22 protein-coding genes and 2 pseudogenes are annotated in these 25,528 nt (G+C 62.8%); 15 read left to right on the top strand and 9 right to left on the bottom strand.

Features of this window, described 5'->3' with window-relative positions; translation table 11 throughout:
* From ACH488_RS12730 to ACH488_RS12715, 4 genes and pseudogenes are all read right to left on the bottom strand, one after another.
* Window positions 1–1,104: pseudogene (locus tag ACH488_RS12730) on the bottom strand (hypothetical protein); the annotation flags it as partial.
* A 106-nt stretch (window positions 1,105–1,210) separates the two neighbouring features.
* Window positions 1,211–1,354, bottom strand: a pseudogene (locus tag ACH488_RS12725) (guanylate kinase); the annotation flags it as partial.
* 10 nt (window positions 1,355–1,364) lie between these two features.
* Window positions 1,365–1,865 (bottom strand): DUF456 domain-containing protein, encoded by a 501-nt coding sequence (locus ACH488_RS12720; RefSeq protein WP_397324634.1) that lies wholly within the window; start codon window positions 1,863–1,865, stop codon window positions 1,365–1,367.
* Window positions 1,866–2,037: 172 nt separating this feature from the next.
* Window positions 2,038–3,225, bottom strand: a complete 1,188-nt coding sequence (locus ACH488_RS12715) for an NADP-dependent malic enzyme (protein WP_397324633.1) — start codon at window positions 3,223–3,225, stop codon at window positions 2,038–2,040.
* A 382-nt stretch (window positions 3,226–3,607) separates the two neighbouring features.
* On the opposite strand from ACH488_RS12715, the gene ACH488_RS12710 reads away from it, so the two are divergent.
* Window positions 3,608–4,414, top strand: a complete 807-nt coding sequence (locus ACH488_RS12710) for an alpha/beta fold hydrolase (RefSeq protein WP_397324632.1) — start codon at window positions 3,608–3,610, stop codon at window positions 4,412–4,414.
* A gap of 15 nt (window positions 4,415–4,429) precedes the next feature.
* On the opposite strand, the gene ACH488_RS12705 is transcribed toward ACH488_RS12710, so the two are convergent.
* Entirely contained in the window at window positions 4,430–5,035 is a 606-nt protein-coding gene (locus ACH488_RS12705; RefSeq protein WP_397324630.1) for a TetR/AcrR family transcriptional regulator, read from the bottom strand.
* A 206-nt stretch (window positions 5,036–5,241) separates the two neighbouring features.
* Here ACH488_RS12705 and ACH488_RS12700 point away from each other — a divergent pair, with 206 nt between their 5' ends.
* The 6 genes from ACH488_RS12700 (at window position 5,242) to ACH488_RS12675 (ending at window position 13,484) form a co-directional block, all read left to right on the top strand.
* Window positions 5,242–6,369 carry an FG-GAP repeat domain-containing protein gene (locus ACH488_RS12700; RefSeq protein ID WP_397324629.1) on the top strand — a complete coding sequence of 376 codons (1,128 nt, stop codon included), beginning with the start codon at window positions 5,242–5,244 and terminating at the stop codon, window positions 6,367–6,369.
* A gap of 51 nt (window positions 6,370–6,420) precedes the next feature.
* Complete coding sequence (locus tag ACH488_RS12695) at window positions 6,421–7,563, top strand: FG-GAP repeat domain-containing protein (protein ID WP_397324628.1); 1,143 nt, start codon at window positions 6,421–6,423, stop codon at window positions 7,561–7,563.
* Between the two features lie 142 nt (window positions 7,564–7,705).
* Complete coding sequence (locus ACH488_RS12690) at window positions 7,706–8,992, top strand: FG-GAP repeat domain-containing protein (RefSeq protein ID WP_397324626.1); 1,287 nt, start codon at window positions 7,706–7,708, stop codon at window positions 8,990–8,992.
* A gap of 53 nt (window positions 8,993–9,045) precedes the next feature.
* Complete coding sequence (locus tag ACH488_RS12685) at window positions 9,046–10,278, top strand: FG-GAP-like repeat-containing protein (RefSeq protein WP_397324625.1); 1,233 nt, start codon at window positions 9,046–9,048, stop codon at window positions 10,276–10,278.
* Between the two features lie 81 nt (window positions 10,279–10,359).
* Window positions 10,360–11,592: an FG-GAP-like repeat-containing protein gene (locus ACH488_RS12680; RefSeq protein WP_397324623.1), complete on the top strand. Its 1,233-nt coding sequence runs from the start codon at window positions 10,360–10,362 to the stop codon at window positions 11,590–11,592.
* 587 nt (window positions 11,593–12,179) lie between these two features.
* Window positions 12,180–13,484, top strand: coding sequence for an FG-GAP repeat domain-containing protein (locus ACH488_RS12675; RefSeq protein ID WP_397324622.1), 1,305 nt, complete (start codon window positions 12,180–12,182; stop codon window positions 13,482–13,484).
* A 5-nt stretch (window positions 13,485–13,489) separates the two neighbouring features.
* On the opposite strand, the gene ACH488_RS12670 is transcribed toward ACH488_RS12675, so the two are convergent.
* Complete coding sequence (locus tag ACH488_RS12670; RefSeq protein WP_397324620.1) at window positions 13,490–14,794, bottom strand: MFS transporter; 1,305 nt, start codon at window positions 14,792–14,794, stop codon at window positions 13,490–13,492.
* 156 nt (window positions 14,795–14,950) lie between these two features.
* Between ACH488_RS12670 and rraA the strand changes: the two genes are divergently transcribed.
* The 3 genes from rraA (at window position 14,951) to ACH488_RS12655 (ending at window position 19,144) form a co-directional block, all read left to right on the top strand.
* On the top strand, window positions 14,951–15,424 hold the full coding sequence (gene rraA / locus ACH488_RS12665; protein WP_397324619.1) for a ribonuclease E activity regulator RraA: 474 nt from the start codon (window positions 14,951–14,953) through the stop codon (window positions 15,422–15,424).
* 131 nt (window positions 15,425–15,555) lie between these two features.
* Window positions 15,556–17,208, top strand: coding sequence for an MDR family MFS transporter (locus tag ACH488_RS12660; protein WP_397324617.1), 1,653 nt, complete (start codon window positions 15,556–15,558; stop codon window positions 17,206–17,208).
* 469 nt (window positions 17,209–17,677) lie between these two features.
* Complete coding sequence (locus tag ACH488_RS12655; protein ID WP_397324615.1) at window positions 17,678–19,144, top strand: sugar porter family MFS transporter; 1,467 nt, start codon at window positions 17,678–17,680, stop codon at window positions 19,142–19,144.
* A 58-nt stretch (window positions 19,145–19,202) separates the two neighbouring features.
* On the opposite strand, the gene ACH488_RS12650 is transcribed toward ACH488_RS12655, so the two are convergent.
* The 3 genes from ACH488_RS12650 to ACH488_RS12640 form a co-directional block, all read right to left on the bottom strand.
* On the bottom strand, window positions 19,203–20,426 hold the full coding sequence (locus tag ACH488_RS12650; protein ID WP_397324614.1) for an MFS transporter: 1,224 nt from the start codon (window positions 20,424–20,426) through the stop codon (window positions 19,203–19,205).
* Window positions 20,407–20,889: a MarR family winged helix-turn-helix transcriptional regulator gene (locus ACH488_RS12645; protein WP_397324612.1), complete on the bottom strand. Its 483-nt coding sequence runs from the start codon at window positions 20,887–20,889 to the stop codon at window positions 20,407–20,409. Before ACH488_RS12645 ends, ACH488_RS12650 begins: the two co-directional genes overlap by 20 nt.
* 125 nt (window positions 20,890–21,014) lie before the next feature.
* Window positions 21,015–21,518 carry a GNAT family N-acetyltransferase gene (locus ACH488_RS12640; RefSeq protein ID WP_397324610.1) on the bottom strand — a complete coding sequence of 168 codons (504 nt, stop codon included), beginning with the start codon at window positions 21,516–21,518 and terminating at the stop codon, window positions 21,015–21,017.
* Window positions 21,519–21,623: 105 nt separating this feature from the next.
* Between ACH488_RS12640 and ACH488_RS12635 the strand changes: the two genes are divergently transcribed.
* The 5 genes from ACH488_RS12635 (at window position 21,624) to ACH488_RS12615 (ending at window position 25,521) form a co-directional block, all read left to right on the top strand.
* Complete coding sequence (locus ACH488_RS12635) at window positions 21,624–21,953, top strand: PadR family transcriptional regulator (protein ID WP_397324608.1); 330 nt, start codon at window positions 21,624–21,626, stop codon at window positions 21,951–21,953.
* A gap of 2 nt (window positions 21,954–21,955) precedes the next feature.
* Window positions 21,956–22,327 (top strand): DUF1048 domain-containing protein, encoded by a 372-nt coding sequence (locus ACH488_RS12630; protein ID WP_397324607.1) that lies wholly within the window; start codon window positions 21,956–21,958, stop codon window positions 22,325–22,327.
* On the top strand, window positions 22,324–23,130 hold the full coding sequence (locus ACH488_RS12625) for an ABC transporter ATP-binding protein (protein ID WP_397324605.1): 807 nt from the start codon (window positions 22,324–22,326) through the stop codon (window positions 23,128–23,130). The genes ACH488_RS12630 and ACH488_RS12625 overlap by 4 nt, the downstream gene beginning before the upstream one ends.
* Window positions 23,127–23,888 (top strand): ABC transporter permease, encoded by a 762-nt coding sequence (locus ACH488_RS12620; RefSeq protein ID WP_397324604.1) that lies wholly within the window; start codon window positions 23,127–23,129, stop codon window positions 23,886–23,888. The genes ACH488_RS12625 and ACH488_RS12620 overlap by 4 nt, the downstream gene beginning before the upstream one ends.
* A 172-nt stretch (window positions 23,889–24,060) precedes the next feature.
* On the top strand, window positions 24,061–25,521 hold the full coding sequence (locus ACH488_RS12615) for an amino acid permease (RefSeq protein WP_397324602.1): 1,461 nt from the start codon (window positions 24,061–24,063) through the stop codon (window positions 25,519–25,521).
* Window positions 25,522–25,528 lie beyond the last annotated feature (7 nt).

The raw sequence follows: 25,528 nt of genomic DNA, 5'->3' as shown, positions 1-25,528 counted from the left end.
GACTTCCCGCCCGGCGCGTGCGGCCGGGTCGCTGCCCGTTCCCCGCCCGGCGGGTGTGGTCGGGTCGTTGCCGGGGCCATGCTTGACCAACTCCCGCGCCCAGCCGGCCGGGACGATGCCGTAGCCCTTCAACCTCGCCGGTTCACTATCACCCTGCAACAGCGTCCGGTCAGTCATCACCACTTCCAGGTGCACCCCGGCAGCACCACCCGGGGTCCCGGTAAGCCGCTCCACCAAAGTATCGGCCATCACCTGGCCCTTGGACCGCGCATCACCTTGAGAACGGGCCGTCCCCGCAACCTGGGTCAGCGCCGCATACGCCGCCACACCCTGTGCCACAGGCAACAACGCCGTCAAATACGTCATCGTGTCCGGTGCCGGACGCAACCCCACGCTCCGCTCATTCACCGCGTACGCCGCCCGCCGAGTCACCGAGGCCGGGTCCCGCCGATACGCCGCAGCCTTCACCAACGCCACAATCCGCCGGTCCCCGGCCCCCTCGAACGTGCCCGTATCCGCGGCCAACTCCTCATCCACCGCGCACCGGTCCTCCACCGACAGGCACGCCGTTTCCCGCACCAACAACGTCGCCCGCCACTCATTCAACTGCCCGGACTCGAACGCCGCCAACGTCCGCGGCATCTCCGTCACGAGCGCTTTCGCCAACCCCAACAACCGGGCCCCCTTGTTCGGGGACTCCCGACGCGCCAACGCCACCTGCGCCCCCACACCCCTACCCCGCTCCGAAACCGGCACCCCCGCCGCGGCCTGCTCCCTGCGCTGGGCCAGATCAAACGCCACAGCCACCCTCGCCTGCGCCGCCGACACCGCCGACTTCAAATCCTCCAAACCCCGCAACAAACCCACCAACACCCCGCTCCCACCCACAGGCTCCAGCGCACCAACAACAGCAATCAAATCCGCAACCGCGGCCTGCGCGGAGAGGTTCGTTTCCAAGACAGGAACAGGACCATCATCAGAGACGGCAGCAACCCCAGCCCCAGCGACCGGAGACACCGAAGCAGAAGGCCCAGGGGCGACGGCAGCAGCAACCCCGGCAGCGCCACCAACGCCACCATGTCCACCCGCCGAGAACCCGTCCATACCCCCACTCTTCCAGCGCAGGAAGCACCGAATAAGACCCCCAACGAGCTATGTGGATAACCCCATGAAGCAGCCGTAAGCCCCAACGAGAAGTCGTGGACGCCACCTTCTCTCCGGGCCAGGCCGCGCGGGTGGTGGCAGATACTGACAGCCAAACCTCGGGATAGTTGTCCCTGCTGTAGGTGGATACGGTTCCCTTGCCAACAGCAGTTGGGCCTGCAAGGACAGTCAGTCCGGGTTTGGCTGGGATCCGAGAAAAATCAGGTCACCGCATTGACCCACACACCGATCACCCACGTACTCGCCGCTGCGCAGGCCAGGGCGAACTCCACCAGGATGCCGATGCCCGTCGCTTTGAGGGCGGCAACGCTCGATCGGACCGCCGAGCGGAAGTCCCGGGTCCGGGCAACTTCGCTCAACAACAGGCCAAGGGCGAAGCCAACAAACAGTCCCACCACGGGAATGACGAACATCCCCACGACGCCGACAATCACGCCCACCAGAACAGATCGGTTGGGAATCCCGTGCTGCTTCAGCTTCCGGCCGGTCAACACGGCACTTGCGGCCATTCCGGCGATAACGAACACCAGCCCGATGCCAAAAACCACCCAGCCCACAACGCCTGCACCACCCCAAAGGGCCCACGCCAGAAGGCTCACGCCGATGAGGATGCTCCCGGGCAGGATGGGGATGATGACCCCGGCGACACCCACGGCTATGGCCAAGCCGCAGAGGATGGTCACGATCAGTTCGGCGTTCATGGCCCCAGTTTAAGTGGCAGTTCCAGGGCAAAACGTCGGGAACGCGGGGTCAGATACGACCCGTCAGAAAGGGCAAAAATGGGCCGCAAGTGACCTCGGGTTGGAAAAGAAACGACGGCGACGCTCCCCAGCACGGGAGGCGTCGCCGTCGTCAGTCTTGCGTAGGTGAGCGCTACTCGGTCACGGCGGCGGCAACTGCCGCGGTAACGGCTGGTGCCACGCGGGCATCCAAGGGGCTCGGGACGATGTAGTCCGCAGAGAGATCCTCCGCGGCCAGCTCGGCGATGGCACGGGCAGCGGCGATCTTCATCTCCGAAGTGATGCGGCGGGCGCCGGCATCCAGTGCACCGCGGAAGATACCCGGGAAGGCCAACACATTGTTGATCTGGTTGGGGAAGTCGCTGCGGCCGGTGGCAACAACGGCCGCGTGCTTGCGGGCAACCTCGGGCAGGATCTCGGGGTCAGGATTGGAGAGCGCGAAGATAATCGACTGATCGTTCATCAGCTTCAGGTGCTCTTCGGCGAGCTTCGAGGAGGAAACGCCAACGAAGACGTCCGCGCCGGTGAGGGCCTCGGCGGGTCCGCCGGTAACGCCGCGGGGGTTGGTGCGCTGGGCGAAGCGGGCCTTGACGCTGCCGGAATTGGCAACCAGGTCCGCCCGGTCGGCGCTGATGACGCCCTTGGAATCGAGCAGGATGACGTCCTCGACGCCCACAGCCAGGAGAATCTCGGCGATCGCGATGCCAGCCGCACCGGCGCCGGAAACAACAACCTTCAGGCCTTCGATGGCGCGGTTGGTCACCTTGGCGGCATTGGTCAGCGCTGCAAGGACTACGACGGCGGTGCCGTGCTGGTCATCGTGCATGACCGGGACGTCCAGGGCTTCGATGAGCCGCTCTTCGAGTTCGAAGCAGCGCGGTGCCGAGATGTCCTCGAGGTTCACGGCTCCGAAGCTCGGGCGGAGGCGGACCAGGGTCTCGATGATCTCGTCAACGTCGGTGGTGTTGAGAACCAGCGGGATGGAGTCGAGGTCGCCGAAGGTCTTGAAGAGAGCGGACTTGCCCTCCATGACCGGCAGGGAGGCGCTGGGGCCGATGTTGCCCAGGCCCAGGACCGCGGTGCCGTCGCTGACCACCACGACCAGGCGCTCGGCCCAGGTGTGGGTGCGCGCAAGCTTGGGGTCGGCGTGGATGGCGCGGCTGACCTGTGCAACGCCGGGGGTGTACGCGATGGAAAGGTCGCGCTTGTCGTTCAGGGGTACGGTGCTGGAAACGGTCAGCTTGCCGCCCTCGTGGGCTTCGAAGATTTCTTCTTCGGTCAGGACCAGGTTCTCAGTGGCTTCAGTTGTCTCAATGGACACGTCTTCGTCTCCTCAGGCTAGCCGTGGACCCACGGCGTGATGAATGGCAGGAACAGAACTGCGGTTCGGGCCAAGGGTGGCTGGCCCGGCGGTGAGTCTGCAGGTATGGGCTGCTAGCCGCTTCGGTATTTCCAGCCTAGGGAAGCTGCGGGGGTACAAGATTCAATACCTAAAGAGACGATTCGAGAGTAAAACGTTCAACCAGCCGAATATGTGATTCAGCTCACGCCGAAACAGGCCCTTTTGGTACCCATCGGTCTAGACCACCACCCCAGGCTACAGTCCTCAAGAGGTCCGGGGCCGCCGGTCATGAGGCAGAATGACGTCCGTGGCCAAACGCATGATGGTTCCAACTTCCCGAGGCCCGGTGGAGATAGCCACCGTGCCAGGAAACCAGCCCTACGTCCTCTTCTTCCCGGGCGGGCACTGCTCCGCCGTGAGCGACTGCGGTTGGAGCCTCTACACGGACCGCGGTCTCGGAGTCATCTCCTTCTCGCGGCCCGGCTACGGCGCCACCGACGTCGGTGACCTCACCGCGGGCGAGTTCGCGCCCTTGGTGCGGGAAGTGTGCCAGGACCAAGGCATCACCAACCCTGTGGTGGTTGGTGTTTCCTTCGGAGGGCTCCAGGCGATGGCCGTAGCAGGCGACCACGGTGTCCAGGCCCAGCGCCTGGTCCTGCACAGCTGCGCCCCCTCCACGTTGCCTTATCCGGACTCGCGCGCGGAGACCCTCATGGGGCCGGTGGTCTTCTCCCAGTGGGTGGAACGGCTCACGTGGTCTCTGGTCAGGCACGTGGTCCGAACGGACACCGGCCTGGGCCTGATGATGGCCCAGTTGTCCCGCCTGCCGCGCCGCACGCTGATGGGCATGCTGGAACCAGCGGACAAGGCCGAGGCCAGGCGATTCTTCGGGACCATGCAGTCCGGCCGGGGCTTCACCAAGGACCTCAGGCAGGCGAAGCCCGAACGCTCGGTCTCCCGGGGCGACCTCATCACGGGCGTGCGATGCCCCACGCTGGTGCCCGCATCCCGCCTGGACGCCGGGGTGGCCTTTGAACATGCCGAGGATCTCGCATCGCGCCTGCCGAACGCCACGCTGGTGGAATTGGATTCGCCCTCCCACCTGCTGTGGATTGGGCCCGGCAAAGAGAAGGCCGCGCAGGCCATCCGGCAGTTCCTTAACCGCTGACCACCGGCGGGCCAGTCACTCTCCGGTCAGCAGGCTGCAGGCCTTCTTGAGGTCCTTCTCGGCCTCGAAGAGCGATAGCCTTCGGCAGCGGACGGCCTGCACCAGGCCGCTCACAAGATGCAACAGGATGCGTGCCTTCACCGGGTCCTTGCCGGAATCCTCGCTCAGGGATCCCACCACTTCCTGGGACAGGGAATCGATCTCACGCAGCAACTGGGCCGTATCGGTATCCTTGCCCGCTGGGCGGATGAGGCAGTGTTCAACTCCCGGTTGCATGACCCGCAGGTGGAAAATCTCCATCATGAGGCCCGCTAACTGGCCCTTGCCCCGGCGTTGACGGACGCCGTCGCGCAGTTCCCGCAACTGCTGCCGGTACACGGCCAGCATGAGGTGCGCGGTAGAGGGGAAGTAGCGGTACAGGGTGCCGAGGGGCACATCAGCCCGCGCCGCGACATCGGACAGGCTCAGCGTATCGAACTGGCGCTGGGCGAACCCGGCCGCGGTCTTCAGGATGCGGGCATAGCGCAACAACTGCCGCGGAGTGGTGGGCGCGGCAGCCATGCGGGGCAGCCCTGTTGTCAGATCCAGGGAGTACGGTTCCAGTGAATTTGCTGCAGACATCTCCGGCGATCTCTTGGGAAGCTGGCAAGGAAGCGGCCGGTCGAGGATGGAACCCACGGCTGGCCGATCGGATCAATGATACGGGAGCAAAATGACCGTTTCCTGAATGCCGCCGCGAACAAGCCTTGCGCAGCGTTCCAAGGATTCCCCCAAGCGTGCCCCTAAACTTCAGTGAGGTTTCAGGTCTGCACACGGGAGGAACACAGATGGGGAACGTACGACGGCGGGTGGCGGCAACGCTGATGGGCGCCGCTTTGGCGGCCATGGCACTCAGTCCCCTGCCGGCGTCGGCCGCGCCGAGCAACGGACCCGACCCCGTGGTCAACGGCCAACCATTCGTGGGCAAGACGCTGACCACGGACATCGGCCCATACACGTTCTACGGTTGCGGCGGCGGAAAAGGCCCGGACTTCAGCATCTACTGGACTCGTGACGGCTTCCTCGTGGCAGGGGAAACGGGCAGGAACTACGTGCTGCAGCAGGACGATGCCGGTTCAAGGATGGCTGCGCACCTGACCGCCAGCAAGACCGCGTGCTCCGGGGAAACCCTCCACAGCAACGAGACCGCGCCCGTGGGATCCGTCAATCGCGCGGCCGGGTTCACGGGGCGGTCCTACGAACTCCTGGCCCGCGGGTCCGACGGATCGCTGTCTCTCTTCGGCCGCACCGGAAACGCCTGGGACGCTCCCCGGACCGTGGGCTGGGGCTGGAACATCTTCAATCTGGTCTTCTCTCCCGGCGACTTCAACGGCGACGGCAAGACCGATGTAATTGCCCGCGACTCTGCAGGCACTTTGTACCTCTACGCGGGTGACGGAACCGGAGGTTGGAAGCCCGGACAGACCATCGGCAAGGGCTGGAACATCTTCGACTCCATCGTCAGCCCCGGAGACTTCAACGGCGACGGCACCAACGACATCCTGGCGCGCGAGCCGGGCGGCGCTCTTTATCTGTACCCCGGAAATGGTTCCGGTGGCTGGTTGCCGCGAACCGCCGTCGGGCAGGGCTGGCAGGTGATGGACGCGCTCCTGACACCCGGCGATTTCAACGGTGACGGCAAGGTGGACATCCTGGCGCGCGACCGCAGCGGCTACCTGTACTTCTATGGCGGAAACGGCGCCGGCGGCTGGACGCGCTCTTGGTTGATCGGCGTCGGATGGAACACGCTGAAGGCCGCAGGGGCCGCCGGCGACTTCGACAAGGACGGCAATCCGGACGTCTACGGCGTGGACCAACAGGGCCGGTTGGTGGTCTATTACAGCGACGGCAGAACCGGATGGCGTGGCTCTGAAGTGGTCGGTAACGGATGGGGCGCCTTCACAGCAATCTTCTAGGTAGATCCCAGCCGCGGTACCATTAACCGCATAAAGTCTGGGGAGGACACCATGTACGCTTCATCACGCCCGACGTCCGGCGTGCGCCGAGCGCTTTCCGGAATCGCTGCCGCATTCATCGCGGCAGCCGCCTTCGCACCCGCACCCGCCATGGCAACCATGGACCCCGACCAGCCCGTGGTACACGGTGCTCCGTTCGTTGGTTCGACCCTCACGGTAGAGATCGAGCAGGGCTCCTTCAGCGGTTGCGGCGCGGCCGCCGGACCGGACTACAGCATCTACTGGACCCGCGACGGAGTCCTTTCCTCGAGGCAGTGGCCGAACTACGTGGTGACCGAGGCAGACCGCGGTGCCACCATCGCAGCCCACCTCGTGGCCAGCCAAAATGGTTGCGATCCCGTGGAAGTCTCCAGCGAGGAAACAGCGCCGGTCTCCGCTTCCCACCGCGCCAACGGTTTCACCGGTCGGAGCGCTTTCGAGCTGCTGGCCCGCCGCTCGGACGGCACACTCATGATGTACCCACGGATCAACAGCGCCTGGGAATCCGCCCGCACCGTGGGCCCCGGCTGGAACGGCTTCACCACCGTCCTGTCCCCCGGCGACTTCAACGGCGACGGAACCAACGACGTCCTGGCCCGCGACTCCTCCGGCCGGCTTTTCCTCTACGAAGGAACGGGCGACGGCGGGTTCCGCGCCGGTCGCCAGATCGGAAGCGGCTGGAACGGGTTCACTGCCATCGTCTCGCCCGGCGACTTCAACGGCGACGGGAACAATGATGTCCTGGCCCGTGATTCGTCCGGAAACCTCTACCTGTACCCCGGCAACGGCAACGGCGGCTGGTTGAACCGTTCGCTGGTGGGCACCGGCTGGAACGTCCTCAACCAGATCATCACTCCCGGCGACTTCAATGGCGACAACAACGTTGACGTCCTGGCCCGCGACACCTCCGGAAACCTTCGCCTTTACAAGGGCAATGGCAACGGCGGCTGGAGCGGCTCTGCCACCATCGGTTGGGGCTGGGGCAGCCTGTCCAACATCGCTGCCGCCGGCGACGTCGACGGCAACGGCAACATGGATGTCTTCGCGGTGGACAGTTCCGGACAACTGCTGGCCTACTACGGCGACGGCGACGGCGGCTGGAACGGTTCCGGCGCTATCGGCTGGGGCTGGGGCGGGTTCAACGCAGTTTTCTAAGCCGATTTCGGTTGCTTTTCTGGCTTGACTTGTCTTTCCCGTGAATTTTTGCCAGCGAATTCCCAGCTTTCTCCTTCCTCCATGTACTCTCTAGTCACTTACACCCGCCGGTTGTCTGTGGCCGGCTCGAATTGGGGGAACCATGGGGAGCACTCCTGTGCGCTTTGCACGCTCTTTAACGGCGGCGCTTATTGCCGGCATTTTCTTGCTCGGAGGGCTGGTCGGCGCACCCGCAGCAAATGCTGATGACACTTTCGCTCCGGTGCCGGTAGCAGTATCAACGACGCCGGGATCCATCCCCCGTGGTGGCCACGCAACGTCCACTGTGACGTTCCAAGCCTTCGGTCCGATCGCCGAGGTGTACGTGGCGTTTCGGAACACGGTGAAGGGTACCTTCCACGAGCAGCTCACACGCGGCACCTACAATCCCGCCGATTCAACCTACACGTTCGATGTCTTCTTTGAGCAGGGGACGCCGCCCGGCACCTATCTTGCCCAGTACATGAACATCCAAACCGTCGCCGGGAACCAGGTTGGCTATTGGCGTGACGGCTCCATCTACAACCCGGGCAACCTGCCCGAGTCGGGAACGGTTCCCGTAGCCTTCAACGCCCTGGACTTCAGCTTCGACACCTCCGGGACCATAGACCGGCCGCACACCACCGGCGTCTATCGGGGTGCCGACCGGTATTGGGATCCATACACCATGGGCCTGTTCATTCGGGATTCATGGGGCCGCCTTGGCCTGTACCCGACGGGCGGAAACGGCACGTGGCAGCCGGCCTACGAGGTCGGTTCAGGCTGGCACATCTTCAACACCATGTTCACGGCCGGCGATTTCAACGGCGACGGGGAAAACGATGTCATTGCCCGGGACAGTGCTGGGTCATTGTTCCTCTACCCTTCAAATGGCTGGGGTGGTTGGCATGCACGCCAGCAGATCGGCTGGGGCTGGCATATTTTCAGCTCCATCTTTGCCGCCGGCGACTTCAACGGTGACGGCCACAACGACCTTCTGGCACGCAAGACCAACGGCGAACTGGTGCTTTATCCAGGCAACGGACGCGGTGGTTTCCTTGCAGCTTCCACCGTCGGTTGGGGTTGGAACGGCATGACCTCGATCTTCTCCCCCGGCGACTTCGACGGCGACAAAAAGCCCGACGTCCTGGCCCGGGACAGCGCCGGAAACCTGGTTTTCTACGGCGGCAATGGCGTCGGAGGGTGGACCACCAGCCGCGTCATTGGCCAGGGTTGGAACGCCATCACCAAGCTCGGTGGTGCAGGAGACTTCGACGGCGACGGTGCCAATGATGTTTGGGGAATCGACACCGCCGGCCAGATGCGCATGTACTACGGCAACGGCTCTGGTGGTTGGAAGAGCTTTGGGGTTGTCGGCTGGGGCTGGGGTGGCTTCAATGCAGTGTTCTAGGCGTGCGAGTGCGCACTGACTGGACACTCGGCTCAATGGATAAAGGAAATCCCATGAAACCACCCCCCCGACTTCGCAGAACCACGCATAAGAACCCCAGGGTTCTCTTGGCCTTCATTGCATCGATGCTGACCTGCACTTTGACGGCACCTATGATGCCTGCCCACGCGGCGGGAACCCAGCAGGCGCCAATGGGGGATGTCTTCACGAATTACACTCCGCAATTGGGCGGTGACGCCACGGTGGGCGGACTGCTGAAAGTCGAACACTCTCCGATGTTGACCTTCGGGCCGGGGAGTGAGTCGCCCTCATACTCGTATTCGTGGGCCCGGGATGGAGTAACCATTCCCGGAGCGACCGGCCCTTCCTACCGCGCCCTCCAATCGGATCTCGGACATGTCATCGCCGCTTCGGTAACCATCACCTATGACCCGGAATCCAAAGTGACCATAGCCGCGCAGAGCCCTCTCAGAATCGCAGCCGCGGCCCGGGCACGCGGGTTCGACGGCGATGACACCATGGACCTCTTTGCACGGGATGCGGCTGGCAGGCTGCTGCTCTATCCCACTGACGGTCATGGTCACTGGAAACCCGCAAGAGTCATCGGAACCGGTTGGAATATCTTCAACTACGTCCTGTCCCCGGGCGATTTTGACGGTGATGGAGCTATTGACGTTCTTGCGCGTGACCATCAAGGAAGGCTGTTTCTGTACCCAGGAAACGGTTCCGGGGGCTGGAAACCAGCAACCCAAGTCGGTCAGGGATGGCAGCTGTTCAATGAGTTGATGGCGGCCGGGGACTTTAATGGCGACGCCACGAACGACGTACTTGCCAGGGATGCCGCCGGACGTCTCTTCCTATACCCCGGCAACGGGCGCGGCGGATGGCTTCCAGCCCGCCAAGTGGGCCAAGGCTGGAACGGACTGGATTCGGTAGGAGCGGGACACTTCCTTGGTTCGTCCGACCTCGTCGTGCTTAGTCGATCATCAGCGGGAGACCTCCAAGTACGGACAACGAACCGCAACGGTTGGTTTGACCAGCACGGAACATCGGCCGGACTCGCGGGCATCATCGGCTGGGGCTGGCAGTCCGTCAGCAGGTTCGGCGCGGCAGGTGACTTCAACGGCGACGGATACGCGGACCTCTACGGCATAGACCCGGACGGGCGACTCACCATGTATTTGGGAGACACGTATTTCTTCTGGTGGTACGGTCTCAGCGGTTTCCGCTGGCAACCCTCAGCCGTTGTCGGTTGGGGCTGGGGTGGCTTCAATGCCGTGTTCTAGGCGTGCGCCTGTCCGGATCTGACTTTTCTGCTCGGCTATTCGTCCTGCCGGTCATTCCGGTGCTTACTCCATGAGGAAATCTTGAAGTCTCTCAATTCCCCGCGCTCTCACGCGCTCCGTCGGCTCTCCTCGATTGTCGCGGCATCGGTCCTTGCTTGCGGTGTCCTGGCGTCCGGCATGCCCGCCCAAGCTGCGGCGCCTTCGGTGGCCGTGCCGTCGCGATACGTCTACGTCTCTACTTCACCAAGGCTCCAAGGCGACCCCACGGTAGGGGGTCTCCTGAAGGTCGATATCTCGACGACGTTCGCCTACGTTTCGCCCGCTGGCGGAACGCCAACCGTGTCCTACACCTGGACCCGCGACGGTGTGGTCATTCCGGGCGCCACCGGCAGCACTTACCTGGCTACGTCCGCTGACTTAGGACGAGTGATTGCCGCCAGTCTCACCGTTACGTACGACGCCGAGTCGTCCGTGACCGCGCAGGCGTCCCATCCGCTCCGGATCGCGGCAGCGCCACGTGCCCGTGGATTCAACGGCGACGGCACGCTTGATCTTTTTGCCCGCGATTCCGCTGGCCGTTTGCTGTTGTACCCCACTGATGGACGCGGAAACTGGCAGGCGCCACAAGTGATCGGTTGGGGTTGGAACAACTTCAACATGCTGCTCTCTCCCGGGGACTTCGACGGCGACGGCACCGTGGACGTCCTGGCGCGCGATGGCCAGGGCCGGCTCTTCCTCTATCAGGGAAACGGATCCGGCGGGTGGAAGAAGGCACTGCAGGTAGGCCAAGGGTGGCAAGGATTCAAAGACCTTATCTCGCCCGGCGATTTCAACGGTGACGGTACTAACGACATTCTCGCCAAGGACTCCGCGGGGAATCTCTTCATGTACCCCGGCAATGGTCGAGGTGGATGGCTTACTCCATACAAAATCGGTCCAGGCTGGGATGGTTACTATGCAGTGGGCGCGGGACACTTTCTGGACAGCCCGGACCTGGTGGTACTAACACGCCCCTTCTGGGGAACGCTTGAGGTAAGAAGCACCACCCGGAACGGGTGGTTTCAAGAATTCGGCTTGCCAGGCGGCTTCTCGGGATCCATTGGCTGGGGCTGGGAGTCGGTGGCAAAGATCGGGATGGCCGGCGACTTCAATGGTGACGGCTATTCGGACGTTTATGGAATAGACAACAGTGGGCGTCTAACCATGTATTTGGGTGACCCCTCCGGCTACACCCACTCCGGCATATCCGGCTTCCGTTGGAAAGGCTCGCCAGTTGTTGGCTGGGGCTGGAATAGCTTCAACGCTGTCTTCTAAGCGCAACTTTTCTTTCAAGAGAACCAATCACTTTGGGAAGACCGACCATGAAACTCACCACACATCGTTCCATGCTCCTCGGTTTGCAGGTTCTGGCACTCACCGTGACAAGCATGCTTGCCAGCCTCCTGTTTCACATTCCTGCCGCTGGTGCGACACCCACTGACAGCGGTTCCTCCACCGCGGACTCGTACGTATGGCCGCCGGATCCAGCCTTTCTGAGCATTAGCGCGGCCAGCAAAACAACCGCTTCGGTGGGTGGCGAGTTGCGTTTGAACTTTACGGTGGCGCGACCTGCCACCGCAGTCAGCTTCGTGATGCAGGATGAGTCCGGGGTCACGGAGAGTTACTTGTCATGGAAGCCCGCCAACGGCGTGCAATCGCAACAGTCCGGCTCTGCGTTCCGAACCGTGCAGGCCAATGACGCCACGGGAAAGTACTCGCTACGACAGGCAACGGTTAAATTCGCCGATGGATCGTCGGCGATGATCAGGCCCAGGAAGTACAGTGGCGATTCCTCAGTCACAGATGACTTTCCGGAGGCGGCATTCAGAGTCAACAACCCGGCTTTAATACTGCAGCCAAATGTGAATGTCAGCCCAGCTTACGTTGAAGGGCGAGCCGAAACTGAGATCTGGGCCAAGGCCAATCCTGGCACGTGGCAGGGCCAGCCGGATTATGCGGAGTACCAGTGGATGCGCAACGGCATCGATCTGGAATACAAGACCTCCGACTACTATCTGTCTTCCTTCGACGTGGGCGCATCGGTTTCCTTCCGTACGAAGGTCTACTCTCCTGGGTACCTGCCGACTGAGGCCGTGTCAAAACCGGCCGGACCCATTGTTCAGCCCCGCCGTCCAAATGTGCTGGGCGAAGCATCGGTTGGCTCTATTCTGCGAACCGACTTCAGCTTGTCAGAAGTCGTGGTGCCAGCCGGGTCCAGTCCAGTAGTCAAGTCGCGATGGGTGGGACCTCCCTATGTAGAACGCCCTACAGCTCCGACGTATCGCCCTACCGTCCAGGACCAGCACCATAATTACGAGCAGAACTACATTGCGGCAGAGGTAACCGTCTCCGTGGGCTGGGACAACTTGAGGGTTGTTACCAGCGAATGGAAGGAAGATATCAGGGACTCCCATTGGTCCAGCGGATTCAATGGCGACGGGACCACGGACATCCTTGCCCGCGACCGCTCCGGACTACTCAGCATGTACCCCACATCGACACGGGGAGGTTGGGAAGCGCCCCGAGTCATCGGCCAAGGTTGGTCGGAGATGACGTCCATCTTCAAGACCGGCGACCTGAACCGCGACGGCAGGAATGACGTTGTTGCTCGCGATAGCACCGGCCGGCTCTACCTGTATCCCGGCGACGGCCAAGGCGGCTGGCTGCAGCGCCAACAGCTGGGCACCGGTTGGAATGTCTTTAACACCATCTTCGCGACGACGAGCACCCAGGAAGGCGGACACAGCGGTATCTACGGTCGCGATGCCAACGGAACTCTCTGGTACTACGGAACGGGCTACGACGGTGGCCTCGCTTACGCCGGACATCCGATTGGTACCGGGTGGAACATGTTCAATGCAGTCTTTCCTGCCGGTGACTTCAACGGTGACGGCGTAGAGGACCTGATGGGACGGACGCCGTCGGGGCTTCTCTACAGCTACCAGGTCGATGGTTCCAAGATCGAAAAACGCGACATCATCGGAGTTGGGTGGAACACGATGGCCAAGGTCGGAGCCGCTGGGGACTTCAACGCTGACGGCTATCAGGACGTTTATGCCATCGACTACTCAGGCCGAATGCACATGTACTACGGCAATGGCGCAGGAGGCTGGAAGGGCGCAGAGGTGGTCGGTTGGGGCTGGGGTGGCTTCACCGCCGTGTTCTAAACCGGCTACGCGACGCTCTTGATCTTCACCACGAACACCGCGCCCAGCAGGCCGATGACGGCGGCGGCTATGTACAGCGAGACGTAGCCGCCCCAGTAGGCAACAAACGGGAACGCTATGCTCGGCGCGATCACCTGCGGCAGCGAGTTCGCGATGTTGATGACCCCCAGGTCCTTTCCACGGTCCAACGCCGTGGGGAGGACCTGCGTGATTAAGGCGAAGTCCACGGCCAAGTAGGCGCCGAATCCAATTCCAAGGACAATCGCCCCTGCCAGCGCACCGATCCAGGTCGGCGCGAAGGCGAGGATCAGCGAAGCCAATGCGATGATGACGGACGATGCGATTACCAACGGCTTTCGCTTGCCCATCCGGTCGCTTAACCGGCCGCCGAGCACGCTCGTGATGATCACCGCCACAGCGTAGAGCCCGGTAAGGATCAGGACGCCGAAAGCAGGATCAATGCCCTCGGTTTCCTTCAGGTGTACGGCATCACTGAGGAAAAACAGCAGATACAACGTGACCATGTGGTTGCCCGTACTCACCAAAAGCCGCGTAAGCCAAGCCCAGCTGAAATCCGGGAAGCGCTTCGGCGACACCCAAAAGCCCCGGAGAAAGGTGCCCATCCTGAACGGGGGCCGGTCCTGCCTGGAGAGGGGCTCGTCGTCGTTCTTGAAGAGGTAAAGCACGACGCCGGCGAGTAGCGCCGCTGCGCACAGCCAGTAACCGAGTGCGAAGTTTCCGGCAACGACGGCGGCAATCACCGCGCCGAGCAGGATGCCCACGGTTTGCCCCATGGCGGCAAGGCCGCCGACGGTTCCGCGCTGCGCTACCGGGACGCGGTCCGGCACGGCGGCCGTGATGGCGGCATACATTCCGTTGGCACCGGCTTGGACGAGGCACCAGAGCACGGTCATCACCGCGACATTGGGGGCGCCGGCAAGCGCAACGAGGGCCACGGCGCCAAGAATCGCGCCCAACAAGACCCACGGCACTCGTCGTCCGTACCTCAACGTGGTGCGATCACTGAAAGCACCGAACAAGGGATTGGCCACCATGGAAACGGCGGCGCCACAGCCCGTCACCAACGCCAGGATCGCTTCCTTCTGGCCATCGTCAAAATGAGCCGCCTGTTGGCCCAGGAGCACCTGCAGGGGACCGAAGAAGGCCGCGTTGATGCCAAGGTTGACCAGTACCACCCCGGTGACCCAGAGCGAGCGGACACGTTGCACCGGCTCGGCGAGTGCCGTCGTCGTGCTGGCACGCACCACGGCCGGATCAGGGACCGGCCCGGGCAGGTCAGAAAGGCTCATGGCAGGTTTCCCCCTTGGTGTGGATGCTTGGATTCAGCCTAGCGCGGCGGACAGTCGTGAGAGCTTTGTGGCGGTGTTGTCCACATAGCGTGGACAAGCCGTGCGGGGCTTTGGATACGGGCGTTAGTGTGGCCTCAAACCCCTTAAGGAGAACCCATGAGCGAGCATGTGAACACCGCCGACCTGTACGACGAGCGCGGCGAAGAACTTGAGTCGATTTCCATTCAGTTCCAGAACCTCGGCGGACAGTCCCACTTCAGCGGCCCAGTACGAACGGTGCGGTGCTTCGAAGACAATGCCTTGGTGAAGACCATCCTGAACACCCCCGGCGAGGGGGCCGTCCTGGTGGTGGACGGACACGCCTCGCTGCGAACCGCCCTCATGGGAGACATGATCGCCGAGAGCGCCGTGGCCAATGGGTGGGCGGGCGTCATCATCAACGGCGCCATCCGGGACAGGGAAGCGCTGGCACGGCTGCCCTTGGGTGTCAAAGCGCTGGGCAGCAACCCCAAGAAGAGCGCCAAGACAGGTATTGGCGAGGTTGATGTGGATCTGGTGATCGACCGGGTCCGTATCCAGCCGGGCGTGATGATCTACAGCGATCCGGACGGCATCCTCGTGGAACGGTGATGCGTTGCCCGGACGTGATTTACGGGGAGTTCGGAATAAGTTTGGTGACCCGGGAATCAATCAGGCATTAGGATAGTTACTGAAAGCAACTATCCTGCTTAAAACCCACGCCTGCCTCTCTTGGAGAAGATATGTCCAACTCTGCGCCCGTCCGGGCCGCCGGTGAGGTGCTGACGCATCGTCAGACACTCACCGTCATGGTGGGACTCATGCTCGGCATGTTCCTGTCCTCGCTGGACCAGACCATTGTGTCCACGTCCATCTACACCATTGCCAACGACCTCGACGGCTTGTCCCTCCAGGCGTGGGCCACCACCGCATACCTCATTACCTCTACGGTCAGCACTCCGCTGTACGGCAAGCTCAGCGACATCTTCGGTCGCCGCCCGCTGTACCTGGCTGCCATCCTGATCTTCCTTGCCGGATCCCTGTATGCAGGCTCGGTCCACTCCATGACCGAACTCGCGATCGCCCGCGGCGTTCAGGGCCTGGGCGCCGGTGGCCTGCTGGCTCTGGCGCTGACCATCATCGGCGACATCGTGGCCCTGAAGGACCGCGCCAAGTACCAGGGCTACTTCATGTCAGTCTTCGGCATCTCCTCCGTGCTGGGTCCGGTCATTGGCGGCGCCTTCGCCGGCGCCTCGAACATACTGGGCTTCGACGGCTGGCGCTGGGTCTTCTTCATCAACCTGCCGATCGGCCTCGCCGCCCTAGTGGTTGTGTTCCTGTTCCTGCACCTGCCGGCACGGCACGTGAAGCAGAAGATCGACTACTGGGGTGCTGCAGCCATCACCCTCGCAATCGTTCCGCTCCTGCTTGTTGCTGAACAGGGCCGCGTGTGGGGTTGGACCTCGGGTGGTTCATGGCTTTGCTACGGACTCGGTGTCCTCGGCATCGTTGCGTTCCTTTTCGCTGAAAAGCGTGCCGGCGACTACGCACTGATCCCGCTCCGCCTCTTCAAGAACGCCACGTTCGGCCTGTCCTCGCTGTTGAACTTCATCATCGGCATTGGCATGTTCGGCGCGATCGCCATGCTCCCCATGTACCTCCAGTTGGTCAAAGGCCTCACGCCTACCGAGGCCGGCCTCATGATGATCACGTTCACCGTGGGCATCCTGTTCGGCTCCATCACGGCCGGTCGGACCATTTCGTCCTCGGGCGTCTACCGTGTCTTCCCGATTCTGGGTACTTTCACCTTGGCCGCAGCCGCAGTCGTCATGGGCTTGGTGTTGGGCGTGGACACCGGGCTTTGGGCCCCCGGCCTGATCGCCGTGTTCTTCGGTGTTGGCCTGGGCTTCTGCATGCAGCCGCTGACGCTCGCCATGCAGGTTTCCGTACCGCCGAAGGACATGGGCGTTGGCACCTCCACGGCCGCGTTCTTCCGTTCCATGGGTGGAGCCGTGGGCACGGCAGTGTTCATCTCCATGCTGTTCAGCCTTGCCGCGGACAAGATCGCGGACGGCATGAAGACCGCCTCTTCCAGCCCGGACTACCAGATCGTGCTGAAGGATCCGGCTGTGGCCGCCGATCCCGCCAACGCCAAGCTGTTCGACTTCTTCAAGAACGGCGCCAACAACGATTCCCTTAACGACACCAGTTGGCTGCACGCGGCCAACAGCACGCTGACCCGCCCCATCACCGAAGGCTTCGCACAGGCCATTGACACCGTGATGCTTACCGCGGCGGGCCTGATGGTCATCGCGTTCCTGATCAGCTTCGCGTTGCCGAACAAGAAGCTCACCGACCCCAAGTCGGCGGCGAAGGAATCCGTGGCTGCGCACTAGGATCCAAGCTCGGCTCCTCGGAATTCAGAGCCAACGCAGCAATGAGGCGGGCAATCCATGGATTGCCCGCCTCATTGCTGTTAAGGGGCAGGCTTCTTCCTCCCAGCTGACTCCGGTCAGCCTCAAAGGTGCCATACCGGCGAGGGCTGAAGATGGTCGGGGCCCGTAAAGATGACGACGACGGGACCCGACGCCAGCGCCCGCGCCGCCTGCCGCCGTCGAGCACTTGCGTTAAAGAAGTTCAAGCAAAAGTCCAGTTCAGGCGCTTTTCGTACCCGCGGCTGATCAAAGGGAGAACTTCGACGCTTCTTGAGTTCAGGAAGTGAATGCATGTCATGTCCGCGCGCATGACTGGAAGTTGCCCGATATGACGTGCCACACTGTGTAGCGCGCGTGCACCGGCGACCCGTCGGGCCGGCCGACGACGTCCCGCACTGTGAAACCCATTCCACTGCCGCAAGGGAGAACCATGTCCAGCTCAAGCACCGAAGGCGTGCCCCCAGTCTCCCGAAAAGTGGTGGGACTGGCTGTTGCGGGAGCGGTAGGCGGCTTCCTCTTCGGCTTCGACTCCTCCGTGGTCAACGGCGCGGTGGATGCCATGAAGGACGAATTCATGCTGAGCGAGGCCGTGACCGGCTTCGCCGTAGCCATCGCCTTGCTCGGTTGCGCGCTGGGCGCGTACCTGGCAGGCAAGGTCGCTGACCGTTATGGCCGTATTCCTGCCATGAAGATTGGTGCACTCCTCTTCCTGGTGAGCTCCATTGGCACGGGCCTGGCCTTCGGAGTGTGGGACCTGATCTTCTGGCGCCTGGTGGGCGGCCTGGGCATCGGCCTCGCGTCCGTGATTGCCCCGGCCTACATCTCAGAGATCTCGCCCCGCCATGTCCGTGGCCGGCTGGCATCCCTTCAGCAGCTCGCGATCACCACCGGTATCTTCGCCGCGCTCTTGTCCGACGCCCTGCTGGCAAATTCGGCAGGCAGCGCCGGCAACTCCTTCTGGTTGGGGATCGAGGCGTGGCGGTGGATGTTCATCGCCTGCGCCGTTCCGGCCGCAGTGTACGGATTCATTGCCTTCAGGTTGCCGGAGTCCCCGCGCTTCCTGGTGCTCAACGGCAAGGATGAGCAAGCACAGAAGGTCTTCAAGGCCATCATGCCGAACGACGACATCGACCGGCACATCCGCGAGATCAAGGAGTCAATCCACGAGGACGAACTCTCCAGCAAGAAGGGCTCCTTGCGCGGCAAGGCGTTCGGACTGCAGCCCGTGGTGTGGATCGGCATCATCCTGTCCGTGCTGCAGCAGTTCGTGGGCATCAACGTGATCTTCTACTACTCCACCACGCTGTGGAAGGCCGTTGGATTCCAGGAGAAGGACTCCCTCACCATCTCCGTGGCGACATCGGTGACCAACATTCTGGTGACGCTCGTTGCGATTGCGCTGGTTGACCGTGTGGGCCGCCGCCCGATCCTGCTCACCGGCTCCATCGGCATGGCTGTCTCCCTGGGTGTCATGGCCGTGGCGTTCTCCTCGGCAACCGGGACAGGCTCGGAGATCACCTTGCCCGGCGGTTGGGGTCCAGCGGCCCTGGTTGCGGCCAACGTCTTCGTGATCAGCTTTGGCGCCTCGTGGGGCCCGTTGGTCTGGGTGCTTCTCGGCGAGATCTTCCCGTCCCGCATCCGCGCCCGGGCACTGGGACTAGCCGCGGCGGCGCAGTGGATCGCAAACTTCGCCATCACACTCAGCTTTCCCATCATGGCGGCAGGTTCGCTGCCGCTGACGTACGCCATGTACGCGGCGTTCGCTGCGGCGTCGTTCTTCTTTGTCATGTTCAAGGTGCCGGAGACCAATGGCATGTCGCTGGAGCAGGCCGAAACTTTGTTCGTCCCCAAGGGCGCGCAGGTTTCGCCGCTGCCCACCGGCGAGGAACCCAAGTAAGTCGCAGTTCAGGTCGTTCCCAGCGCTGGGAACGACCTGAACTGCTACTCAGTTGGGGCTAAACGAGGTGCGGTTCGTGCGACTTCAGGTAATTACGTCCACCGAAGGCCACCAGGATCGCGATGACCATGGCCACCGCACCGGCGAAGAACGGAATCTGCGGGCCGAAGTGCTCGCCAAGCTGGGCTGCGGCGAACGGAGCCAGCGCGCCGCCCATCCAGCGGACAAAGTTGTAGCCGGCCGATGCCACGGGCCGCGGTGAATCCGAAACGCCCATGGCCAGTTCGGTGTAGATCGTGTTGTTGATACCCAGCAGGGCGCCGGCCACGATGACAAGCACGACGACGGCAGGCACCGACTGCCCCGCGGCCAGTCCCAGCCCGATCAGGTCCAGCATCAGGACGAACAGTGTGCCTGTGAGGACCTTGACGGCGCCGAAGCGGTTCTGGAGGACAGGTGCCACGAACACGGAGAACACAGCGACGGCGACGCCCCAACCGAAGAACACTCCGCCGATTCCGTAGGCGTCCATGCCCAGGATGAACGGCGTGAAGGCCAGGATCGTGAAGAAACCATAGTTGTAGAACAGGGCACTCGCTGCCGTCGTGCTGAGCCCCTTGTGCCCGAGCGCCAGCAGCGGATCCCGCAAGCGCGCCTTCTTGGCGGGGGCGGGGGTCTTGGGTAGGAGCGCCAGCAAGGCAATAAACGCAGCTGCCATCAAGACGGCCGTGCCGAAGAACGGCGCGCGCCACTGCCAGCCGCCAAGAAGCGCACCCAGCAGCGGGCCAAGGGAGATGCCCAGGCCAAGGGCGGCCTCGTAGAGAATGATCGCGACTCCCGTGCCACCACTGGCCACGCCAACGATTACGGCCAACGCTGTAGCGACGAACAAGGCATTACCCAGTCCCCAACCGGCGCGGAAGCCCACCAGCTGCTCAACGCTCCCGGACAGGCCGGACAAGGAAGCAAACACCACAATGACGGCCAGCCCGATCAGCAGCGTCTTCTTGCCGCCGATGCGCGATGACACGAATCCACTGATCAACATCGCCACGGCCGTCACCAGGAAGTAGCTGGTGAACAGCAGGGAGACCTCGCTGGGCGAGGCTTCGAGGTTTTTGGCTATGGCTGGCAGGATCGGGTCCACCAGGCCAATGCCCATGAAGGCGAACACGGCGGCGAGGGCTGTTGCCCAGACGGCCTTGGGCTGCTTGAGAAAGGAAACCTTCTCGGCTTCCAGGGTGTTTTCGGCGCTTGTTGCGTCAGCCAGCTGGCGTGACATTTGTTTTGCTCCTATCGGATTCGTTCTGGAACGAGCTGTTGATTTTGGTGATCACCGGAAGCGCAGCGGCCAACTGCTCGATTTCGTCCGCGTCCAGGCTCTGCAGGAGTTCGGCAACCATGGCGTTGCGCCTGTGGTTGGCGGATTCGACGGCGGCGAGCCCCGCCTGGGTGGTAATCACCTGCACGGCGCGGGAGTCGTGCGGGTCAGGTTGACGATTGACCAAGCCGGCGCGTTCGAGCTTGATGATCTGCTCAGTGGCACTGGGAACCTTGATCCCCAGGTTCTTGGCGATGTCCCCAACGCGCAGGCCGCCGTCGGAAATCATGGACAGCAAGCTGAGCTGCGCGGCGGTGAGTTCACCCTCCGGGTCCAGGCGGCGGAACATGTACACGCCCAAGCGCAGTGCTTCGCGGAAGTCACGCGCTAGATCGAGGAGCCGGGGGTCGAAAGCATTCGTCATATTTAGGTAGCCTAATAGTTAGGATACCTAATAGTCAAGCCTCGCCGCACCCAACAGCGGGACAACAAGCGTCACAATGGGGGCCCGTAGCCACGTTTACTGTTCCCCAGTTGGGCAGGCGGGGGCTAGAGGGTGAGCTTCATGCCCTCGTGGCTCGCAACGAAGCCCAGCCGCTCGTAGAAGCGGTGCGCCGCGGTGCGGGATTTGTCGGTGGTGAGCTGGACCAGCGTGCAGCCACGCTCGCGGGCCTGGTCGACGGCCCACTTGATCATCAGGGCACCAACCCCCTGCCCGCGCAGTTCGCCGGAGACCCTCACCGCCTCAATCTGCGAGCGCCACGACCCTTTGCGGGATAGGCCCGGGAGATAGCTGAGTTGGAAGGTGGCCACCACTTCACCGGCCAACTCCCCCACCACCAGGAGGTGCGCCGGATCGGCGTCGATCGCGTCAAAGGCGGCCTCATATGGCGCCAGGTCACCTAAGTTTTCGCGGATGGAACCCAACTGGTCGTCCGCAAGGAGGCGCAGGATAGCGGGAAGGTCGCCTTTGGCTGCGCGGCGAAGCGTGAAGGTTCCACCCTCGACGGCGGCAGTCATCAAAGCGGGCACGGCGGCGGGGCTGGTGGCCATGTCCCCAGCATGCCATTTAACTTGCAACTCAGTATTGCTAAGTACCGGTACTCAGTTCTACTATGTAGTGGTAGTCAGTATTACCAAGTAGTGAGGAGGTGTCCGATGGGCAAGCAAATGACGGAGATGCTCAAAGGGACACTGGAGGGCATCGTCCTGGCCCTCCTGACCGGGAAACCGGCGTATGGATACGAGATCACCACGCTGCTCCGGGCACAGGGTTTCACCGAGATCGCCGAAGGCACGGTGTACGCCCTGTTGGTCAGGATCGAGCAAAAGGGCCTGGTGGACGTGGAGAAACGCCCGTCCGAGAAGGGCCCACCGCGCAAGGTGTACACGCTCAACGCCAAGGGCAAATCAGAACTGGACGACTTTTGGAACACCTGGAGCTTCTTGTCCGAACGGCTTGAAGAACTCCGCAAGGAAGGGAAATAGCAATGGCAGCGAAATGGATCGAACTGGTCACCGGACCGCTCGAGCAGAAGAAGCAATACCGGCAGGCGAAGGCCCGCTTGGAGGCACTGCCGGAGCCGTACAAGAGCGTGGCGGCCGCGTTCAGCCGCTACCTCATGTACTACGGCGGCGTCACGGAAGGCGACACGATCGTCCAGATGTACAGCGACCATGTGGACCTCTGGGAACGGGCTTCCCTTGACGGCACCCCGGTCAGCGACATCGTTGGCGAGGATCCCGTGGAGTTTGCGGAGACATTTGCCCAGGCCTACGGCGGCAAGCGGTGGATCGACAAGGAACGGACGCGGCTCATCGAGGCCGTGGACAACGCAAGGTCAAAGGAGAAGGAGTCATGACTACCGCAGTCCAGGCAGCCCCGGCCATCCGCGTGCAGGGCATCGAGAAATCCTACAAGGACCTGCACGTGCTGCAGGGAGTGGACTTCGAGGTGGCCCCGGGCAGCATCTTCGCCCTGCTGGGATCCAACGGCGCCGGCAAGACCACCATGGTCAAGATCCTGTCCACGCTGCTCACAGCGGACGCCGGGGCTGCCGCCGTCGAAGGTTTCGACGTTGCGGCCGAACCGCTCAAGGTGCGTGAGTCCATCAGCCTTACCGGGCAGTTCGCCGCCGTCGACGAGATCCTCTCCGGACGGGAGAACCTGGTGCTCGTGGCCAAGCTGCGGCACCTGAAGGATCCGGGACAGGTGGCCGATGGGCTGCTCTCGCAGTTCAACCTCACTGAAGCCGGGAGCCGAAAGGTGGCCACGTACTCCGGCGGCATGCGTCGCCGGCTGGACATCGCCATGAGCTTGATCGGACGCCCCAGGGTGATCTTCCTGGACGAACCCACAACGGGCCTCGACCCGGAAGCCCGGCTGGAGGTGTGGGAGATCGTCAAGAACCTCGCCAGGCAGGGAACCACTGTCCTGCTGACTACGCAATACCTGGACGAGGCCGAGCACCTCGCGGACCGGATCGCCATCCTTCACCAGGGGCGCATCATTGCCAACGGGACCCTCGCGGAGCTGAAGCAGCTCCTGCCTCCGGCCACGGTGGAGTACGTGGAAAAGCAGCCCACGCTGGAAGAGATCTTCCTGGCGCTGGTGGGAACCAACGGCCTCGCGGAAAGCCACGAAACAGCAAAGGAACGGTCATGAGCACGCACTTCCTCGCAGATACCTCAGTCCTGACCGGTCGCTCCATGCGCCACATCTTCCGGAGCGTTGACACCATCATCACCACGGCGATCACACCCATAGCCCTGATGCTGCTGTTCGTCTACGTGTTCGGCGGGGCGATCAGGACCGGCACGGAAAACTACGTAAACTACCTTCTGCCGGGCATCATGCTGATCGCCATCGCGTCGGGGATAGCCTACACCGCCGTCCGGCTGTTTTCGGACATGCAGGGCGGCATCTTCGAGCGACTCCAGTCCATGCCGATCGCGCGGTCCTCCGTCCTGTGGGCCCACGTCCTGACATCGCTTGTGGCCAACGGATTGTCGTTGGTGATCATCGTGGGCGTTGCCCTGCTGATGGGTTTCCGAACCTCGGCCAGTGTGCTGGATTGGCTCGCCGTGGCGGGAATTTTGGCACTCTTCACCCTGGCGTTGACCTGGATCGCCATCATCGCAGGGCTGACTGCCAAGACCTTTGACGGGGCAGGCGGGTTCTCCTACCCACTGATCTTCCTGCCGTTCATCAGCTCGGCCTTCGTTCCCACGGACACCATGCCGGGCCCGGTGCGCTGGTTCGCCGAGAACCAACCAGTCACGTCGATCGTCAACACCATCCAGAACATCTTCGCGCAGCGGCCCGTGGGATCGGACATCTGGGTAGCCCTCGCATGGTGCCTGGGAATCCTGGTGCTGGCCTACGTTTTCGCGGCAAGGGTGTACCGGCGGAAGATCTCCTGATTTCCTGACGCGGAACAAAGGAACCAACGGCTTAGCTCCCCTCTCCGCAGCGGGAGCTTTCGCCATGCAGACCGATTCGCCATTTGTCAGACATAAGTTATAGCTTTACAGAACCAAATTTGTAACGGCCGTCACCATTTTGACGGTTCCTCCGAAGGGTTCTTGAACACTCATGTCCGACCAGACAACAACGGGGCAGCACACTGCCTCCAGCAGGGACGCCGAGCCCCACCTGTCACGCTCGCTCAGCAACCGCCACATCCAGCTCCTGGCCATCGGCGGTGCGATCGGCACCGGGCTGTTCATGGGCTCCGGCAAGACCATCTCCGTCGCCGGCCCCTCCGTGATCTTCGTTTACATGATCATCGGCTTCATGCTCTTTTTCGTCATGCGGGCCATGGGACAGCTCCTGTTGTCCAACTTGAATTACAAGTCCTTCAGCGACTTTGCCGGCGATCTCTTGGGGCCATGGGCTGGATTCTTCACCGGTTGGACCTACTGGTTCTGCTGGGTTGTTACGGGCGTTGCAGACGTCATCGCGATTGCCGGTTACGCGAACGAGCTCTGGCCCGGCATCCCCCTGATGATCCCCGGGTTCGCGACCATTGCCATCCTCCTGTTGCTGAACCTTCCCACCGTGAAGGCGTTCGGTGAGACCGAGTTCTGGTTCGCCCTGATCAAGATCGTGGCCATCGTGGCACTGATCGTGGTGGGCCTGGTGCTGATCTTCACCGGCTTCCAGTCCAACGCAGGCACGGCAAGCTTCACCAACCTGTGGAGCCACGGCGGCTTCTTCCCCAAGGAATTCATGGGCTTCGTTGCCGGCTTCCAGATTGCCGTCTTCGCGTTCGTGGGCATTGAACTGGTGGGCACAGCCGCAGCCGAGACCAAGAACCCCGAACACAACCTGCCCCGCGCCATCAACGCCATCCCGCTGCGCGTCATGCTCTTCTACGTCGGCGCACTCATCATCCTCATGTCCGTTACCCCCTGGACGGAGTTCAAGGCCGGGCACAGCCCGTTCATCGCCATGTTCTCCCTGGCGGGGCTCGGCATGGCTGCCACAGTGGTGAACCTGGTGGTTCTCACCTCCGCAATGTCCTCGGCCAACTCCGGCATCTACTCCACGTCCCGCATGGTCTTCGGCCTCGCGAACGACGGCGACGCCCCCAAGGTCTTCGGCCGGCTCTCCAGCCGCAAGGTACCCCAGAACGCGCTGTTCCTCTCCTGCGTCCTGCTGCTCTCCGGCGTAGCGCTCCTGTACTTGGGCAAGGACGTGGGAGCAGCCTTCGACATGGTTACTACTGTCTCGGCCGTGTGCTTCATGTTCGTGTGGTCCATCATCCTGGCCAGCTACCTCGTTTACCGCAAGCGCCGGCCGGAGCAGCATGCGGCCTCGCCGTTCAAGATGCCTGGCGGCGTGGTGATGGTCTGGGTGGTCTTCGCCTTCTTCGCTTTCCTGGTCTGGGCGCTGACCACCCAGCCGGACACGCTGACCGCCCTGCTGGTGACCCCCGTCTGGTTCGCGATCCTGGGTATTGCCTACGCCGCAGTCCGCCGCTCGCCCCTCCACCAAGCCCGCGTGGCCGAGTGGAAGGCAATGTCGCAGCGCGAAACCGCGGCAGCGCGCTAAGCCCACC

The sequence above is a fragment of the Paenarthrobacter sp. NPDC018779 genome (assembly GCF_044391085.1).
In the GTDB taxonomy this organism is placed as follows: Bacteria; Actinomycetota; Actinomycetes; order Actinomycetales; family Micrococcaceae; genus Arthrobacter.
The sequence above is the reverse complement of the archived record's forward strand: the minus strand, read 5'-3'. Positions and strand labels throughout refer to the sequence as shown.

Bases quoted from the DNA above. Each gene is read 5' to 3' on its own strand.
- ACH488_RS12685 (WP_397324625.1), top strand. From the start codon at position 9,046: ATGAAACCACCCCCCCGACTTCGCAGAACCACGCATAAGAACCCCAGG.
- ACH488_RS12640 (WP_397324610.1), bottom strand. From the start codon at position 21,518: ATGGCCACCAGCCCCGCCGCCGTGCCCGCTTTGATGACTGCCGCCGTC.
- ACH488_RS12705 (WP_397324630.1), bottom strand. From the start codon at position 5,035: ATGTCTGCAGCAAATTCACTGGAACCGTACTCCCTGGATCTGACAACA.
- ACH488_RS12700 (WP_397324629.1), top strand. From the start codon at position 5,242: ATGGGGAACGTACGACGGCGGGTGGCGGCAACGCTGATGGGCGCCGCT.
- ACH488_RS12620 (WP_397324604.1), top strand. From the start codon at position 23,127: ATGAGCACGCACTTCCTCGCAGATACCTCAGTCCTGACCGGTCGCTCC.
- ACH488_RS12720 (WP_397324634.1), bottom strand. From the start codon at position 1,865: ATGAACGCCGAACTGATCGTGACCATCCTCTGCGGCTTGGCCATAGCC.
- rraA (WP_397324619.1), top strand. From the start codon at position 14,951: ATGAGCGAGCATGTGAACACCGCCGACCTGTACGACGAGCGCGGCGAA.
- ACH488_RS12630 (WP_397324607.1), top strand. From the start codon at position 21,956: ATGGCAGCGAAATGGATCGAACTGGTCACCGGACCGCTCGAGCAGAAG.
- ACH488_RS12625 (WP_397324605.1), top strand. From the start codon at position 22,324: ATGACTACCGCAGTCCAGGCAGCCCCGGCCATCCGCGTGCAGGGCATC.
- ACH488_RS12655 (WP_397324615.1), top strand. From the start codon at position 17,678: ATGTCCAGCTCAAGCACCGAAGGCGTGCCCCCAGTCTCCCGAAAAGTG.
- ACH488_RS12695 (WP_397324628.1), top strand. From the start codon at position 6,421: ATGTACGCTTCATCACGCCCGACGTCCGGCGTGCGCCGAGCGCTTTCC.
- ACH488_RS12660 (WP_397324617.1), top strand. From the start codon at position 15,556: ATGTCCAACTCTGCGCCCGTCCGGGCCGCCGGTGAGGTGCTGACGCAT.
- ACH488_RS12645 (WP_397324612.1), bottom strand. From the start codon at position 20,889: ATGACGAATGCTTTCGACCCCCGGCTCCTCGATCTAGCGCGTGACTTC.
- ACH488_RS12690 (WP_397324626.1), top strand. From the start codon at position 7,706: ATGGGGAGCACTCCTGTGCGCTTTGCACGCTCTTTAACGGCGGCGCTT.
- ACH488_RS12670 (WP_397324620.1), bottom strand. From the start codon at position 14,794: ATGAGCCTTTCTGACCTGCCCGGGCCGGTCCCTGATCCGGCCGTGGTG.
- ACH488_RS12615 (WP_397324602.1), top strand. From the start codon at position 24,061: ATGTCCGACCAGACAACAACGGGGCAGCACACTGCCTCCAGCAGGGAC.
- ACH488_RS12635 (WP_397324608.1), top strand. From the start codon at position 21,624: ATGGGCAAGCAAATGACGGAGATGCTCAAAGGGACACTGGAGGGCATC.
- ACH488_RS12650 (WP_397324614.1), bottom strand. From the start codon at position 20,426: ATGTCACGCCAGCTGGCTGACGCAACAAGCGCCGAAAACACCCTGGAA.